Here is a 16679-nt window from a genome sequence, read left to right as displayed (position 1 = left end):
CAACAAATTTTAAATATTAATCCATTAAATCAATTATTATGAAAACTAGTAGCACAATTTTAGGAATTTTAGGAGCCGCAGCGGCGGGAGCGTTTATAGGAGTATTGTTTGCACCAGATAAAGGTTCAAATACAAGAAAAAAAATCAAAGATAAATCGAAAGATTACGGAGATAACCTTAAAACAAAATTTGATGGTATTGTAAGCACAATTACTTCAAACGGTAAAGATATTATCGAAGAAGGAAAATCTAAACTTAATCAAGTGAAAGATGATTTCAATTCTATCAAAGATGAAGCTAAAACTGTAAAAACAAACTATTAATATAATAGCTATTAATAAGTGAATTTTTCAAACCATAAAACCCTATATCATGGAACCAAATGCAACAACAAACGAGAACTTAAATCTATATGAAAAAGCTGAAAACTATGCTAAAACAAGTTTAGAATTATTAAAACTAAAAACAGTATGTTCAGTTGCCGACGGTGTTTCATCGTTAGCATCTAAGATAGCAATCGGGATTGTTGTTGCATTTTTTACTTTGTTCCTTAATATAGGGATTAGTTTATGGGTTGGACAACTGCTTGGAGAATATTATTATGGATTTTTTATCATGGCACTTTTTTACTTAATTGTTGCTGTTGTTATTGTAAAATCACATCATAAATTGATAAAAACACCTATTGGAAATACTATTATTTCAAGTATTTTAAAAGAAACAAAGAATTAAGATTTAATTAATTAATAATTATAAAAGACTAATCTATGGAGGCTATATACACTATTGATCAATTAAATCAAAAAATTCAAGAATTAGAAGTCCGTCAAGATTCAGAATGGTGCGCCATCAAAGATCATATCGAGGATGTCAAAGAGAATTTGAAACCAATCAATTTAATTAGAAATACTGTTGAAGAAATTAACGAAACAGTTGGTTTTAAAAGTCACATGGCACAGTCTGCAATTAGTATTGGAATTGGATATCTGGCAAAAAGATTCATCGTCGGAAAAGGCGATTCAATGTTCAAAGGAGTATTGGGATCACTTGTACAGCTTATCGTAACCAATCTGGTTTCTAAACCACATCACGATCACGAATCAGACGAATTTTCAAGTGAAACTTCAGAAGAAGAATCATCACAATATGAACCATCCAGAGAGTAATTGTCAAACTTAAATTTTATATTATGGAAAAGTTAAGCGAAATAGTATTAAAAAATGGTGTATACGTTTACTCTAATCTATATAAATGTTTTGAATATACGAGAGTATTTCTAGGTATCTAACTTTCATCATACGCTTATTGGGGAAAGCGGTTGATGAAGATAAGACCTTCACTATATTTTTAGAGGTTCTGAGGTGCTAAGATTCTAAGTTATTAAGGTTTTTTATTTCGATTATCGAAATTTTGTAAAGTCTTTATAAATAATAGAAATTTAAATCTCAACCTTAACAAAAGAGACTGTTTACATTAGTAAGCAGTCTCTTTTACTTTATAGAATGAGCCAACGAAAAAAACGGTGACAATATTCAAAACAAAAAAATTGAATAAATTTAAAATTTATTAAACTTCAAAATAAAAAAGCCGAACAAAGTTCGGCTTAAATTTTATATATAAGTTCAAGAAAAAACCTCTGAACCTCTGCAACTTTGAACCTAAGATTAAAAACCTTAGAACCTAGAACCTTAGAACCTTAGCATCTTAGAATCTCAGCACCTCAGTTTAAAAAACTTCTGACGCCTCTTTCAATTTCTCCATATTGTTAACCAATTGAAGCTCGGCAACAATTTTCTGAATATCACCATTCATAATGTTTCCTAAGTCGTAAAGAGTCAAACCAACTCTGTGATCGGTTACACGACCTTGAGCATAGTTATAGGTACGAATTTTAGCAGAACGGTCACCAGAACTTACCTGAGAAGTACGTTTTGTAGCATCTTCAGCTTCTTTCTTTGCCAATTCCATTTCATATAAACGAGAACGTAAAACTGTTAACGCTTTATCTTTATTTTTATGCTGCGATTTCTGATCCTGACATTGTGCCACCAATCCTGTTGGAATGTGCGTTAAACGTACAGCCGATTTCGTAGTATTTACCGATTGTCCTCCAGGTCCAGACGAACAGAAGAAATCTACACGAACATCGTTCATATCGATCTGCACATCAAACTCCTCTGCTTCTGGTAAAACCATAACAGTAGCTGCCGATGTATGCACACGACCCTGCGTTTCAGTCTGCGGCACACGCTGTACACGGTGAACACCCGCTTCAAACTTCAAAGTACCGTAAACATCCTCTCCCGAAACCTCAAAAATAACCTCTTTGAAACCTCCAGAAGTACCTTCGTTCATATCCACAACAGATGTTCTCCATCCTTGTGCTTCACAATATTTAGTATACATTCTAAACAAATCCCCAGCAAAAATACTCGCTTCGTCCCCACCCGTTCCGGCGCGGATCTCCACCATAACATTTTTAGCATCTTCAGGATCTTTAGGAATCAACATAAATTTGATTTCCTCCTCTAGCTGCGGTAAACGTTCTTTTGCTTCATCCAACTGCATTTTGGCCATTTCAACCATATCTGCATCGCTTCCGTCAGCAATAATTTCGTTTGCTTCGTCAATATTGGCTAAAACAAGAATGTATTCTTCTCTCTTTTCAACCAAAGCTTTTATGCTTTTATATTCTTGGTTGAGTTGCACATAACGCTTTTGATCAGCAATAACATCCGGCTGAATAATCAAATCCGAAATCTCATCAAAACGCTGCTTTACATATTGAAGTCTATCTAACATTTTCTAATTCCTTTTATTGGACTGCAAAATTACGAAATATTTATTGATTATTCTAGTGTTGATTTTTTGTGTTTTTTGAGGAGAATTTTGAATGTTTTTGTTTTTGAAAAACAGGGGTTTTTACTTGGTGGGGAATTTGAATTTTATGCGATGTTTGTTATTTATACAGATAATATTTAGCACAAAAAAATAATTTAATAAGGAAACATAGACTTGTTTACGGTTTTCCGTAAGGAATTTTATTTTAAAGAAATTATGTTTGAAAGATTAAATAATAAATATCGAGATTAAAAAATTACCATTTCATATTATAGAACCTAAAATATGCTTGAACATTTAGAAAAAATTTCAGAACAACAGATTCTTAAAATCAAAAATTATAAAATAAATTCTGAATTCACAGATTTAGATTTTAAAGAAGTTTTCTCTATAAAAGAGACTAAAGATAAGGTTGAATTTGTTAAAGATATTCTTTCTTTTGCTAATTCAAAAGGCGGATACATAATTTATGGAGTCAACAACGATTCAGAATGGATTGGACTTGATGAAAGAAGTGACGATAAAATAGATGATGCCAATCTTTCAAATATTTTTGACAATTATATTGATGGAGAAATTAACATTTATTCAAATACAGTTGAAATTGAATCTAATTATTTCTTTGTCATCTATGTAGAACCAACAAAGCAACAAATTCTTTCATTTAAAAGAGATGGGCAATATGTAAAAAAAAGTTGGGGAAATAAATCAGATAAAAATATTACAACATTCAGAAAGGGTGATGTTTATTGTAGGCGTGGTAGTCGATCAATTAAAGCTGATAGTTTGTTCTATAAACAAAAAAGTGTAAACTTTAATATTATTGAAAATATAACTACACAGCCACTATTATACAATGAATTTATTGGAAGAACAGAATATTTAACTGATCTTGAAAATAAAATTAGTCATGCTAATAATAGAATAATTCAAATTGATGGTATTGGAGGCATCGGTAAAACAACATTTGTACACTATTATGCATCTCAGTTATTAAAAAATCAAGAAAATAGACAATTTGATTTTATCATTTGGACAAGTTCTAAAAGAAACAAATATACACCAAATGGAATAAAAGATTTAACTGAATTTATTGCAAGTTACAAAGAATTAATACTTGAAATATATGATTTCATCAGCAAAAATAATCTTTTAGATGAATGGGAATTTGAACAAGATTTAGAAATTGAAGAATATGTTGCTGACTTTTTATCTAAAAATAAAGTTTTATTGATTATAGACAATCTTGAAACTCTTAATGATTCACAGTTAGTTGAATTTTTGGAAAATTCGCCTGCTTCATTAAAAATAATATTAACCACAAGAGAAACACTAGGCGATTTTTACCTAACTCGAATTAACCTTCATGGTTTTGAAAAAGATAGTGAATTTCCAAAATTTTTAAATTCCCAATTTAAAATATTTACAGGAAAAGACAAACCTGAATTTACTGAGTTATTTAATAATAAAATTGATGAATTATATGATTACACTAAAGGAATGCCACTTGCTGGTCAATTAATATGCCATCAAATTGCAAATGGAACTCCTATAGAAAATGTTATTAATAACATTAAAAATGGAAAATCTTACGAAAGCATCTTAAATTTTTGCTTCAAAGGGTCAATAGATAAATTAAGCACCGTTGAAAAAACTTTATTGTACATATTTTCACTTCCAGAAAAAGAGGAATTTTTAAATCTAGACGATTTGGTATATATAAGTAATTTTACGTCAGACGAAATTGGAATTGAAGGCATACCTAATTTAACTAAAATGTCTCTCTGTTATCAAAAATTAGACTCAACTGCAAATATTGGATACTCAATTCCATTTTTAGCAAAATTATATTCCAAACAGTATTTAAATCTTGATAATGAATCAAATATTTTAGCTAATTACGAGAATTTTTTAATTGAGAAAAATAAATTTAATTCAAAAGATATTTCAATATTAAATTTAATTCATCGTTCCAAAGCAAAAAATTTAATTCAAAAAGTTGCAGCCCAGGAAGCTCTAAAAACACTCACATTAGCTAACTATGATTATGATACAGCAATTGAAAATATAGCTGAACTAATTGAAAACAATAAAAACTTTGCTTTTCTATATTTAATAAAGGGAAAAATAGAAGAAAACGGTATTTATAGCGATTCATATGAGAGATCAAAAAAAGAATTTAAATTAGCTACAGAAATTGATGACACCTTTTTAGAAGCCTATATTGAACTTGGTTATTTAGAATTTAAAAGCAGATTTGGTAAGCCAAAAAATGCTAAAGAAATCGTAAACAATAGTATAGCTTATTTTTTGAAAGCTTATCAATTAGATGATAAAGACCAAAGAGTTTGCTTAGGACTAGCACAAGCATATACATATAAAGCAACCAAAACAAGTTTTACATCAAGTAAACAAACACGAATTGAACTAGCAAAAATAGCAAATGAATATTTCGAAAAATCTTACCATCGAAATGAAGAACTAACATCTTCGCAAATCCATTCTAATTCTATAGCTGCATTTAATAATGCTATAAATTATCGAAATAATATTCGTGATAATAAAAAGGCTTTAGAAATTTGTTCTTTCGGGTTGAAATCTGACCCAGATAATTATAAATTATTAAGTTTAAAAAAGGAATTAGAAGAAAAAATAATTGGTGAAAAATATTATGAAGATCCAAAAAAATATATTAAAGATCAATTAGTTGACAAAGGATGGAAACTAAAATTATAGTTTATTTCTGGTAATGTGAGTATTCCAAATGTACAAAACCAAAAAAATACATAAGCAAGACGATCCCCTGCTGGCGCATGTGTCCCGCTCATGTACTCAATGCTTACAAATCAATATTATAATAAAAAGAAAATGCTACAATTATTAGAGAAAATAAAAATCCTTAATAAATATCAAAAAGAGATTTCTGTCCTATCATCAGAAGAAAGATTTAATATCTTTAGAATTTGTGGAGTTAATCATTACGAAGTAACGCATTCGGCAATTTTAACAGAGCTTTTAAGTAATAATTCATCTCATAATTTCGGCAATAAATTTTTCATAGCGTTTCTAAAAATTTTAAAAAAAGAAAATTTATTATCTGAAGATTATCACTTTTCTCTTAATAACATAAAAGTAATTCCCGAATTTTCAATTGGAGAGTTAGGAAGAATAGACATTCTAATTAAAAACAATGATCAATGTCTTGTAATCGAAAATAAAATTTATGCTAATGATCAAAAAGATCAATTAAAGAGATACGAAACATATGCTAAGAATAATTTCGAGGATTATAAACTCTTCTACCTAACATTATTTGGAGATGATGCCTCTGATAATAGTGCGCAAGACTCTAATTATACAACAGTTTCGTATAGTCATACTATAATAAGCTGGCTGGAAAGGTGTGTTGAAATTTCCGCGAAAAATCCAGTTATAAGAGAAACCTTAATACAATACATCAATCACCTAAAATTTTTAACAAATAATACTTCCCTTTCTAAGATGAATAATGAAATCATTGAGCTTTTAAGTCAAAGTGAGAATATTGAAGCGACGTTCACAATTGGAGAAAGATTAAATGATGTCAAAAATCATTTGATCAATAAAATTCTATTACCACAGTTAAATGACTTATGTAAAGAATTTAATCTCGTTAATGAGTCTGACGAATACGACAGAGTTAATACATCTTGGGCAGGTTTTCAAATTACAAATCCAGAATGGAATTTTTTCAAAATAGCTTTGGAATTTGAAGCACGCGGATTGAGAAATTCAATTATTGGACTGACATATATTAATCGCGACAATAGAAAAGATGAAACATTGGAAATATTAAAAGGAAAATTTAAAGGGAATAATAAAAACTGGGTCTGGAATGATTTCTCTAAATATAACTCTTGGAACAAAGATGCTATGATAGCAATTAAAAATGGTGAAATGAAAAATATTTTTAAAACAGAAATAGAAAATATTTTATCAAAAACAAAAGGTTTAGAAATGTAACTATTTTTATCTAACGTAAAATGAAGAATTAAAAAAAATGAACATAAATGATTTAGGTATTTGGAGAATTCTAGCAATAATATCAATAGCTGGATTACTTATTTTTTGGAAGAGAAAAAACGCCATTTGGGGAGGCTTGACATTAGGTTTAATCATTGGATTTATTATTGTGATAATTTATTTAATTATGGGTAATGGTTTTCAATTCAAAATTATAGGGAAATCAATTATAATAGGAACATTATTTGGTATGGCCGCAGAGGTTTTAGGATTACTTTCGGATAAACTTAAAAGAAAATAATAAATGAGATAATCAAAAAATGTTCTTTCGTTCACTGTCGTTAGCAAGTCTCTCTCTATTTCTCTATGTAGCCAAAACAAATCGCATTAACTCATCAAATGAAATTTATGCAAATCATCCAACAACTCCATTTCATCTTCTGGCAATAACTGCAAGGCGATTTCAAGCAAAGTCATTACATTGACATTATTGTCTTTTGTAAAACTTGACAAACCGTTTGCATCTGGATTAAGCAGAATAATACTTGCTTTTAGCAAATCTGAAACCATTAGATTTAATTCGTTATGAGAAGATACTTTTAGCGGTATGGTAAACGAGTTGGCTTCTTTAGGTACTGGTTTTAATTTGGTGAAATATCTTCCTTTATTTATTAATTCTAATAATTCTTCGGCTCTTTCTTTATTTTGTGTTTCCATGATTCTCTATTTTTATTTCAAAACAAAACTAGAAATAATAGATTATTTTTACATGATTGTATACAATCGGTCGTATACAACTGATATTAGAAAAAACTTAACCATGGGAAATTTCGACTGGGAAATCTTTCACAAAAAAAATAGTCATAAAAATGGATTTTAGCAAAAAGTATGGGATAATATATGTTGTCTTTTTTGTCTTCTTTATGTTTTACAAACCTGTAATTTGTTTCTTAATTCTCGGTATAACTGCATTAGCCTATACAGCTAATAACATATTACAATTAAATAATATTAGGAGAAATGGAATAGAAATTAATGGGAAAATTGTCTCTTATGAATCAGATACAGAAGGATATAAAACACCAATTATTGAGTTTCAAACTATTGAAGAAAAGATAATTACAGGAAAACCTTCTTTTCACACCTCACTGGATTTAGATAAAGTTAGGTCGTTTCGAGGAAATATCAATAAAACCGTAAAAATAATTTACAATTCAGAGAGTCCAGAAAAATTTATTTTAAAAGATAACTCCAATGGATTTGGTTTAATCATGTTAGTCATTGTGGGTTTGGTCTTTACCTATATTTCTGTTGGAAATTTGCTGGGTCTTAATACTATATTTTAAAATACTTTTATAAATTAAAATTTAGTTATAAACAATAAAAAACTTAGACCATGGAAAATTTCGACTGGACCTCTTTCACAAAAAAAATAGCCGTTAAAGCTAAAATCAGTGACATTTATAACGCCTGGACAAAGGCTGAGGAACTTGAAAAATGGTTTCTCGAAAAAGTATCTTTTTTTGATAGTAATCAAGAGCTGATAAGTAAGGACCAAAACGTTTCTGAAGGCAATACGTATGAATGGCTTTGGTATCTGTATGATGACACAATGAAAGGAAAAATAACTGCTGCAAACGGAAAAGACCAACTGCAGTTTACATTTGAGGGAGATTGCCTTGTAGATGTAAAATTGAGCGAAAGTAATGATTACACGATAGTAGAACTTCGTCATCATAATATTCCAACAGATGATTCTTCGAAACAATATATTAGACTGGGCTGTTCAAACGGCTGGCATTTTTATCTCATCAATCTTAAATCGGTTTACGAAGGTGGTTTGGATTTACGCAATAAAGATGAGAATTTGAATCCGATGATAAATAATTAAGCTGAATAGTATTTCAAAATTGATTTTTGTGAATCGGAAAAATTATAAAAAAACATCCCAAAAAGAAATCTCTTTTTAGGATGCTGCTGACTTAAAAGGAAAACGGATATTAAACCTCCTCTTCTACTTTTAAAATTTCTAATTTTAAATTGCCTTTTTTTGGCAGTCTTTGAAAACAAACATAAATCATAAAACTTAGCGCCTTCGCGCCTTTGTGGCAAACCAAAAAAAAATCCTAACTTCGCTCTTCAATAAGAAAAGAAAGAATGAAGGTCTGTATTGCTGAGAAACCAAGTGTAGCACGAGAAATCGCATCCGTTTTGGGCGCCAATACCAAACACGACGGCTATTATGAAGGAAACGGTTATGCCGTAACCTACACTTTTGGACATTTATGCACCTTAAAAGAACCCAACGATTACAAACCACACTGGAAAAGCTGGGATTTGAACAATTTACCAATGCTTCCTGAAAAATTTGAAACCAAAGTGGTTCAGAATTCAGGAATCCAAAAACAGTTTAAAATCATTAAAAGTCTTTTCGACAAAGCCGAATTGGTTATCAACTGCGGGGATGCCGGGCAGGAAGGAGAATTGATTCAGCGCTGGGTAATGAATGAAGCAAATTATAAAGGCGAAATAAAACGTCTTTGGATTTCGTCACTTACAACCGAAGCCATAAAAGAAGGTTTCGACAACTTAAAACCTTCTGAAAACTACGATAATTTATTTTATGCCGGATTCTCCAGAGCGATTGGCGACTGGCTTCTGGGAATGAATGCCACGCGTTTGTATACCGTAAAACACGGCGGTTACAAACAAGTTTTGTCTATCGGGCGCGTGCAGACACCAACATTGGCAATGGTTGTGGAAAGATTCAAAGAAATCGAAAACTTCAAACCGCAGCCGTATTGGGAATTACAGACTTTATACAGAGAAACGCTTTTCAGCTATGAAGAAGGTCGTTTTCTAAACAAGGAAGACGGTGAAGTTCTGGCTGAAAAAGTCAAAGAAAGTGATTTTGAAATTGTTTCTGTTGACAAAAAAAACGGAAATGAATACGCGCCCAAGTTATTCGACTTAACTGGTTTACAAGTTTACTGCAATCAGAAATTCGGATTTTCGGCAGAGGAAACGCTTAAAATTGCGCAGACTTTGTATGAGCAGAAAGCCATAACGTATCCGAGGGTTGATACGACTTTTCTTCCGGGAGACATTTACCCGAAAGTCCCTGGTATTCTGCAAAAACTAACGCATTATGCACCTTTAACAGAACCGCTTTTAGGAAAGAAAATTAAAAAATCGCCAAAGGTTTTTAACGATAAAAAAGTAACCGACCACCACGCGATTATTCCAACGGGAATTGAAATTAATCTGCCATACAATCAGCAGCAGGTTTATGATATTATCACCAAACGTTTTATTGCTGTTTTTTATGATGATTGTTTAGTTGCAAATACCACAGTTATCGGAAAAGCTGCGGATGTGACTTTTAAAGCCACTGGAAAAGAAATCTTGAAAAAAGGTTTCCGTGTGGTTTTTGAAGATCCGAATGCGAAAGAAAAAGAACCCGATTTACTGCCGAGTTTTGTTGTGGGCGAAAAAGGTCCGCACGAACCTTCTTTCCTTCAAAAAGAAACCAAACCGCCCAATCATTTTACCGAAGCAACTTTACTGCGTGCCATGGAAACGGCAGGAAAACAAGTCGATGACGAAGATTTACGCGAATTGATGAAAGAAAACGGAATCGGTCGTCCGTCAACGCGTGCGAATATTATCGAAACGCTTTTTAAGCGTCAATATATTGTCCGCAATAAAAAACAGGTTTTACCAACTGTAACTGGAATCCAGTTGATTGATACGATTCAGAATGAATTGATCAAATCGGCTGAACTTACGGGTTCTTGGGAAAAACAGCTGAAAGATATTGAAAAAGGAACTTTTACAGCCTCAGCGTTTATAAAAAACATGAAACGCATGGTTGAAGCTTTGGTTTATGAAGTAAGAAGTGAAACAAAACACGCCAATATTTCGCATGCTGCCACGGTGCAAAAACCAGTTGTAAAAGCAGAAAAAAAGAAAGCAGCAGGGATTTTAGCCGAAACCTGTCCGAAATGCCAAAAAGGAAATTTCATAAAAGGAAAATCGGCTTTTGGCTGCAGCGAATATAAATCGGGCTGTGATTTTGTGCTTCCTTATGTTTTTGCCGATAAAAAAATAACCGAAAGTCAGTATTTACGATTGATTCAAAAAGGTTCAACTGTGAATATAAAAGGATTTAAAACCGAGGCTGGAACGGTTGAAGGTTTAATTCGTTTTGAAGAAAATTATAAACTGAAATTAGAACCTAAAAAAACAGCTCCAAAAACTGCAGCCACTCCAACATCAGATTCTCTAATATGTCCGAAATGTAAAAAAGGAACAATCTTAAAAGGAAAAACCGCTTACGGATGCGCAGCATACAAATCAGGATGCGATTTTAAAGTAACTTTTGATGAAGTTCGAGCTAAACTAAAAGATCAAAAGCCTACGAAAGAGTTGGTTTATTCGATTTTAGAGGAAAGCGTTTAATTTTTTTTTAGCCACAGATTAAAAGGATTAAAACGATTTTTTTTTTGAACTGTGCTTTTTGCCGCGAATTACACTAATTTTCACTAATTTTTTTTTCACGCAGATTTAATCTGATAATAACAGATTTAATAATTCAAAAAATATGCTGGAGAAAAATCACTTTTAATCCTTTTAATCTGTGGCAAAGTAAACAATTCCAATTTTAAAAATAATTCGTGAAAATTAGTGTAATTCGTGGCAGCTTTAAAATCCGCTTTAATTATGCGGGAGAAAAATCATTTGAATCCTTTTAATCTGTGGCAAGTAAACAATTCCAATTTTAAAAATAATTCGTGAAAATTAGTGCAATTCGTGGCAACAAAATTTTTCATACTTTAGTACAATCAAAACCTTATAAATTATGTTTCAGAAAATTACTCTTATTACACTTATAATAGCTTTTGTTTCCTGCCAGAAAAAAGAAACCGTTGAGAAAGACAAAATCAAAATAGCAGATTGGTTAATTGGAAATTGGGAAAACACAACTCCTGACGGTGTATTATCTGAAAATTGGCAAAAATTAAACGACAGTACTTTCAGCGCATCTTCTTATTTCATAAAAGGAAAAGATACTCTACATTTTGAAACTATTGTTTTAGCGCAATTAGGAGAAACTTTAACGTATAAAGCAACTGTAAAAGGACAAAATAACGATCAGCCTGTTTTCTTCCCTTCTACTTCAGAATCAGAGAAACAATTGGTTTTCGAAAATCCGAAACACGATTATCCTCAAAAAATCACTTATACAAAAGGCGCAAATAATACTTTAACTGCTGAAATTTCTGGAAAATTGAATGGGAAGCCTAGTTCTGAAAAGTTTGTTATGACGAAGAAGTAATTTTACGCACTGACTTATTAGAATTTTAGAAGTAAAACGTTTAAATCCAAAATATTAATTTGATTGATTAAAACAAAAATCATAATGTATCATGAAACTAAACAGCATTTTATTTCCATTAATAGTAGTTTTAGGAATTTTCTCTTCCTGCAAAAAAGAAACCAAAACAGAAGCTCCTATAAAAACCTACCCTAAACTTGCAAAAGCAGAATGGTTTATTGGAGAATGGGGAAATAAATCGGCTGAAGGTGAACTTACCGAACGCTGGAAAAAAGAAAATGATTCGGTTTATCTAGGTGAATCATATTTTGTTGTCGGGCAAAACGACACTGTTTTTGCAGAGCATGTTCGTTTAGTAGAAGCGAATGGTAAACTGGCTTATATTGTAACGGTTCCTGGACAAAATAAGGAATTACCGGTAAGTTTTGAAATGACCTCAGCAACAGATAATCAAATAACTTTTGAAAACCCTAAACATGATTTTCCCAATAAAATTATTTATAATCTCGTAGAAAAAGATTCATTAATTGCAGAAATTTCGGGGATAAAAAACGGCAAACCCAATACCGAGAGATTTGTTATGAAGAAACGCTAAAAAAACTTAGAACCTCAGCATCTTAGCGCCTCAGCACCTTAAAAAAATCTACTCATTCTCCCCAATCTTATTCACCATAAAAATCATCAGGATTCCTAAAAGTGCCATAATAAGAAAAGCCCATTTCATACTTAGATATTCAGAGATAAAACCAACCATTGGCGGAACCAGTAAAAAGCCAAGATAACCAATTGTAGATATAGAAGTTAAGGCAGAACCACTGCTTAATTTAGATGATCGTCCTGCAATACTAAATACTAGCGGAACAACGCAGGAAACCCCAAATCCGATTAAAACGTAGCCAAAAATAGTTGGATATGCATACGGAAGTACAAAACAGATTCCGAAACCTATTGTAATTAATATACCGCTGTACATGAGGATTTTTTTAGTTCCAAATTTCATTACCCCATAATCACCAAATATACGTCCTAAGGTTACTGCAGATGCGAAAAATACAAATGCTGCACTGGTTAATTTTGGAGAAGCTTTTAAGATGTTTTCGAAGTAAATTCCGCTCCAATCGTACATCGTATTTTCGCAAGCCATAGAAACAAAACAAATTAAGGCAAACTTAATTAAGTTTTTCTCGGGCATAGAAAAGAACTTCTTTTTAACTGGTACGGGTTCGTTATGAATACTCATTGGATAAAAACAAGCCGTCAGCGCCAGCATGAAAACACTCACTCCCAGTAAATGATGCGATGGTGCAATTTTCTGCGTTACCATTACATATCCTAAACCAGCTCCAGAAAAAACGGCAATACTCCAAACCGCATGAAAACGAGTAATAATAGATTTTGGATATAATTTCTGTACTTCAAGTGATTGCGCATTAATCGATAAATTGAAAATATTGCGAGAGGCTCCAAAAATCAAAAGTACAATAACCAGCTGCCATACAAATGCAACTAAACCTGGTAAAGACAATACAATATTGAACATTATAGCTCCTAACAGCATAATGTAACGGCTGCTGTATTTATTTAAAAGTTTTCCGGTGAAAGGCATTGTCAGCATTAAACCAATCGGAAAAGCAAATAAAACTGCTCCAAATTGTGCTTCGGATAAATGCAATTGTGCTTGTATATGCGGAATTCTTGAGACCCAAGAAGAATATCCAAAACCAGAAAGAAAAAAGAAAACAGTATTAGCTATACGGTATCCTCTTGGTGTATTTTGAATTTTTTTGAAGAAAGATAAAATCATGAAGTCATTTTTCAGACTGCAAAATTAAGGCTTTTCAAACAAATTATTGGTTGTTTTAGCTTTAATAAATACATACAATTTTCAGCTTTTATTTTAAAAAAAATTAAAGACTTTTCTTCGCTTTAAAACTTATTGCATTAAAAAACTAAAATGAACTTTAATATTATTTGTTAAAAAAACAATAATCTCTACATTTGCACTGTTTTTATTTATTCTAAATAAAATTTAATTACAAACCAATTTTAAAAACCAATGAAATATTTTAATCCGAAAACATCACGTTTTCTATTGGCAATTAGTTTTGTCTTTTCGTTCTTTATCATGTCTGCCCAGCAAAATGGAAAAGTTAGAGGCACCATCACAACTTCAGATGGTGAACAGGCAGCGGGAGTCAATATCATCTTAAAAAACTCAAAATACTGGACCGTTTCTGATGAAAATGGAAACTTTGAATTCAACAGAGTAAAGCCAGGCAGCTATATTTTACAAGTGTCCTTAACAGGTTATGAAACTTCAGAAAGAGAAGTAATCGTTTCAGAAAGTGAAACCGCAGCTGTGGATTTGCAGTTAAAAGTTTCAAATAAAGAACTTAAAGAAGTTGTGGTAAATAGTAAAAAAAGCATCTTATCAAAAAAAACAGATTATGTTGCCAGAATGCCATTGACAAATCTTGAGAACCCACAGGTTTACAGTGTTATTCAGAAAGAACTTTTACAGGAACAAATTGCTGTAGATATTAAAAGCGCAGTTCAAAATTCGCCTGGTGTTGTTTCTATCAGCTTTCCTTCTGGAGGCGTTGGTGTAATTTTTAGAGGTTTTTCTACAGGAGTTAATGCAAGAAACGGAATGGAAACAGCTTCCGGCCGTTCTTCTGTTGATCTTGGTAACGTAGAGCGTATCGAAATCATGAAAGGGCCTTCTGGAACTTTATTTGGTTCGTCTGTTTCTTCATTTGGAGGTGTTGTAAACCTTGTTACGAAAAAACCTTTTGAAACTACCGCTGCCGAAGTATCTTACACAACAGGAAGTTTCAATTTAAACCGTCTTACAGCAGATGTGAATACGCCGCTAAATCAAGATAAAACAGTTCTATTCAGAATTAATCTTGCTGTAAATAGAGAGAAGAGTTTTCTGGATTATGGTTTTAACAACACTCTTCTTTTTGCACCGAGTCTTACTTATAAAGCTTCTGAAAAACTGACTTTTAATTTTGATGCAGAACTTTATAACGTTAACAATACAAGACGTACTTACAATACGTATGCTGCAACTTCTGGAATTACCAATCCGAACGATTTGAAAATCGATTATAAAAAATCGATGTTTCATGATGATAACGATGCGAAATCAACTGCAACAAAATTTTTCGCTCAGGCCGAATATGAAATATCAGAGAACTGGAAATCTACAACTGTTTTTTCATTTGTAGGAGAAGATGTAGAACGCAGTTATCAGAGTTATGCTGTTTGGAGTTCTCCAACACAAACGGCAAGAAGAGTTGGTTTGTGGGGACCAATTTTTAATAACTATACCAACATTCAAGAAAATATCAACGGAAAATTTTCTACAGGAAGTATCAAACATAAATTCTTAACTGGTGTAAACTACCGCCTTTACAGCTCTAATTTCTCAGGTGGATCTACTTTTACGCTTGACAATATAGATGTAACAGCTCCTTTCTCACCAATTAGAAGAAAAGCAGTAGATGCAGGCCTTGTATTAACAACGTCACCAGTTGCAGATCAAAAAACTTTTAGTGTTTATGCCTGCGATGTAGTAAATTTTACAGACAAACTTTCTGTAATGTTGAGCTTACGTTTGGATAATTTTGAACGTGCGAAAGTAGGAACTGTAGAAGGTTACAGCCAGACTGCTCTTTCTCCAAAATTAGGATTAGTGTATGAAGTTGTAAAAGATCAAGTTTCTGTATTTGGAAATTATATGAACGGTTTCCAAAACATGCAGCCGGTCACGCAACCAGATGCAACACAATTAGTTTTAGATCCAATTTATGCAGTTCAGTATGAAGGAGGAATTAAGGCTGACGCATTCAACAAAAAATTAAGCGGATCTGTAAGCTATTACAACATTACGATTGATAATGCTACAAGAACTGATGCTGCCGGTTTTACTGTACAAGATGGTAAGCAAGTTAGTAAAGGTGTAGATTTTGAATTAATGGCTACTCCATTTAATGGATTAAGTATTGTTTCGGGTTATGCTTACAATGATAACCGAATTGTAAAAGCTTCTGTTGCCGCAATTGAAGGAAATAAAGCAACATCTTCTCCAGAAAATGTAGTTAACTTTTGGACAACTTATACTTTTCAAAATAAATTAAAAGGTTTAGGACTTGGTGCGGGTGCTAACTATGTTGACAAAAATTATTTTACAGCCGAAAACACGTTTTATATGCCATCTTATACTGTTTACAATGCAACAGTATATTACGAAAAACCGTCATGGAGATTAGGTTTAAAGTTTAATAATTTAACCAATAAAAAATACTGGGATTTCTGGGGTTCATCACAGGCACCAACCAGCATATTAGCAAATTTAACAGTCAAATTTTAAAAACTTGATATACTAAACCAGCGCCTCAATTCAAAAAATTGAGGCGCTTTTTAATTATAATCTTTTCAGAATATCTCATCTGGCCTTTAAAAAAACTCATTCTTAAATTCATGGCTTAGC

The 16679-nt window shown here is 31.9% G+C and carries 15 protein-coding genes; 12 read left to right on the top strand and 3 right to left on the bottom strand.

The genetic code is table 11. The features are described from left to right. Positions 1–38: 38 nt before the first annotated feature. Genes QMG60_RS10980 through QMG60_RS10970 form a run of 3 tightly spaced genes read left to right on the top strand, consistent with a single transcriptional unit; the run spans position 39 to position 1166 of the window. Positions 39–323 carry a YtxH domain-containing protein gene (locus tag QMG60_RS10980; protein WP_057118996.1) on the top strand — a complete coding sequence of 95 codons (285 nt, stop codon included), beginning with the start codon at positions 39–41 and terminating at the stop codon, positions 321–323. Between the two features lie 49 nt (positions 324–372). Further along, positions 373–732, top strand: coding sequence for a hypothetical protein (locus tag QMG60_RS10975; RefSeq protein ID WP_134140755.1), 360 nt, complete (start codon positions 373–375; stop codon positions 730–732). A 35-nt stretch (positions 733–767) separates the two neighbouring features. After that, positions 768–1166, top strand: coding sequence for a hypothetical protein (locus tag QMG60_RS10970; protein ID WP_057118999.1), 399 nt, complete (start codon positions 768–770; stop codon positions 1164–1166). 559 nt (positions 1167–1725) lie between these two features. Here the strand turns inward: QMG60_RS10970 and prfA are convergent. Beyond that, a complete protein-coding gene (prfA, locus tag QMG60_RS10965) occupies positions 1726–2802 on the bottom strand; it encodes a peptide chain release factor 1 (protein WP_113678025.1) in 1077 nt (358 codons plus the stop codon). A 324-nt stretch (positions 2803–3126) separates the two neighbouring features. Between prfA and QMG60_RS10960 the strand changes: the two genes are divergently transcribed. The 3 genes from QMG60_RS10960 (at position 3127) to QMG60_RS10950 (ending at position 7144) form a co-directional block, all read left to right on the top strand. Beyond that, a complete protein-coding gene (locus QMG60_RS10960; RefSeq protein ID WP_281867851.1) occupies positions 3127–5577 on the top strand; it encodes an ATP-binding protein in 2451 nt (816 codons plus the stop codon). A 99-nt stretch (positions 5578–5676) separates the two neighbouring features. Then, complete coding sequence (locus QMG60_RS10955) at positions 5677–6843, top strand: PD-(D/E)XK nuclease family protein (RefSeq protein WP_281867850.1); 1167 nt, start codon at positions 5677–5679, stop codon at positions 6841–6843. Between the two features lie 37 nt (positions 6844–6880). Then, a complete protein-coding gene (locus QMG60_RS10950) occupies positions 6881–7144 on the top strand; it encodes a hypothetical protein (protein WP_281867849.1) in 264 nt (87 codons plus the stop codon). An 86-nt stretch (positions 7145–7230) separates the two neighbouring features. Here QMG60_RS10950 and QMG60_RS10945 read toward each other — a convergent pair whose 3' ends face one another. Then, a complete protein-coding gene (locus QMG60_RS10945; protein ID WP_281867848.1) occupies positions 7231–7560 on the bottom strand; it encodes a hypothetical protein in 330 nt (109 codons plus the stop codon). A 152-nt stretch (positions 7561–7712) separates the two neighbouring features. Here QMG60_RS10945 and QMG60_RS10940 point away from each other — a divergent pair, with 152 nt between their 5' ends. The 5 genes from QMG60_RS10940 (at position 7713) to QMG60_RS10920 (ending at position 12776) form a co-directional block, all read left to right on the top strand. Then, a complete protein-coding gene (locus QMG60_RS10940; RefSeq protein WP_281867847.1) occupies positions 7713–8189 on the top strand; it encodes a DUF3592 domain-containing protein in 477 nt (158 codons plus the stop codon). A gap of 50 nt (positions 8190–8239) precedes the next feature. Next, entirely contained in the window at positions 8240–8734 is a 495-nt protein-coding gene (locus tag QMG60_RS10935; RefSeq protein ID WP_281867846.1) for an SRPBCC domain-containing protein, read from the top strand. Between the two features lie 266 nt (positions 8735–9000). Then, positions 9001–11304 (top strand): type IA DNA topoisomerase, encoded by a 2304-nt coding sequence (locus QMG60_RS10930; RefSeq protein WP_281867845.1) that lies wholly within the window; start codon positions 9001–9003, stop codon positions 11302–11304. A 400-nt stretch (positions 11305–11704) separates the two neighbouring features. Continuing rightward, positions 11705–12181, top strand: a complete 477-nt coding sequence (locus QMG60_RS10925; RefSeq protein ID WP_281867844.1) for a DUF6265 family protein — start codon at positions 11705–11707, stop codon at positions 12179–12181. 91 nt (positions 12182–12272) lie between these two features. Continuing rightward, positions 12273–12776, top strand: a complete 504-nt coding sequence (locus tag QMG60_RS10920; RefSeq protein ID WP_057119021.1) for a DUF6265 family protein — start codon at positions 12273–12275, stop codon at positions 12774–12776. Positions 12777–12824: 48 nt separating this feature from the next. On the opposite strand, the gene QMG60_RS10915 is transcribed toward QMG60_RS10920, so the two are convergent. Beyond that, positions 12825–13985 (bottom strand): MFS transporter, encoded by a 1161-nt coding sequence (locus QMG60_RS10915; RefSeq protein ID WP_057119023.1) that lies wholly within the window; start codon positions 13983–13985, stop codon positions 12825–12827. 252 nt (positions 13986–14237) lie between these two features. On the opposite strand from QMG60_RS10915, the gene QMG60_RS10910 reads away from it, so the two are divergent. Next, positions 14238–16559: a TonB-dependent receptor gene (locus QMG60_RS10910; RefSeq protein WP_281867843.1), complete on the top strand. Its 2322-nt coding sequence runs from the start codon at positions 14238–14240 to the stop codon at positions 16557–16559. The last annotated feature ends 120 nt before the right edge of the window (positions 16560–16679 follow it).

The sequence above is a fragment of the Flavobacterium sp. GSB-24 genome, from assembly GCF_027924665.1.
Lineage (GTDB): Bacteria > Bacteroidota > Bacteroidia > Flavobacteriales > Flavobacteriaceae > Flavobacterium.
Note: the sequence above shows the minus strand (reverse complement) of the source record. Positions and strands in the feature narration are given on the sequence as shown.

Bases quoted from the DNA above. Each gene is read 5' to 3' on its own strand.
- QMG60_RS10920 (WP_057119021.1), top strand. From the start codon at position 12,273: ATGAAACTAAACAGCATTTTATTTCCATTAATAGTAGTTTTAGGAATT.
- QMG60_RS10935 (WP_281867846.1), top strand. From the start codon at position 8,240: ATGGAAAATTTCGACTGGACCTCTTTCACAAAAAAAATAGCCGTTAAA.
- QMG60_RS10915 (WP_057119023.1), bottom strand. From the start codon at position 13,985: ATGATTTTATCTTTCTTCAAAAAAATTCAAAATACACCAAGAGGATAC.
- QMG60_RS10980 (WP_057118996.1), top strand. From the start codon at position 39: ATGAAAACTAGTAGCACAATTTTAGGAATTTTAGGAGCCGCAGCGGCG.
- QMG60_RS10930 (WP_281867845.1), top strand. From the start codon at position 9,001: ATGAAGGTCTGTATTGCTGAGAAACCAAGTGTAGCACGAGAAATCGCA.
- QMG60_RS10910 (WP_281867843.1), top strand. From the start codon at position 14,238: ATGAAATATTTTAATCCGAAAACATCACGTTTTCTATTGGCAATTAGT.
- QMG60_RS10945 (WP_281867848.1), bottom strand. From the start codon at position 7,560: ATGGAAACACAAAATAAAGAAAGAGCCGAAGAATTATTAGAATTAATA.
- QMG60_RS10975 (WP_134140755.1), top strand. From the start codon at position 373: ATGGAACCAAATGCAACAACAAACGAGAACTTAAATCTATATGAAAAA.
- QMG60_RS10950 (WP_281867849.1), top strand. From the start codon at position 6,881: ATGAACATAAATGATTTAGGTATTTGGAGAATTCTAGCAATAATATCA.
- prfA (WP_113678025.1), bottom strand. From the start codon at position 2,802: ATGTTAGATAGACTTCAATATGTAAAGCAGCGTTTTGATGAGATTTCG.
- QMG60_RS10970 (WP_057118999.1), top strand. From the start codon at position 768: ATGGAGGCTATATACACTATTGATCAATTAAATCAAAAAATTCAAGAA.
- QMG60_RS10955 (WP_281867850.1), top strand. From the start codon at position 5,677: ATGCTTACAAATCAATATTATAATAAAAAGAAAATGCTACAATTATTA.
- QMG60_RS10960 (WP_281867851.1), top strand. From the start codon at position 3,127: ATGCTTGAACATTTAGAAAAAATTTCAGAACAACAGATTCTTAAAATC.
- QMG60_RS10925 (WP_281867844.1), top strand. From the start codon at position 11,705: ATGTTTCAGAAAATTACTCTTATTACACTTATAATAGCTTTTGTTTCC.
- QMG60_RS10940 (WP_281867847.1), top strand. From the start codon at position 7,713: ATGGATTTTAGCAAAAAGTATGGGATAATATATGTTGTCTTTTTTGTC.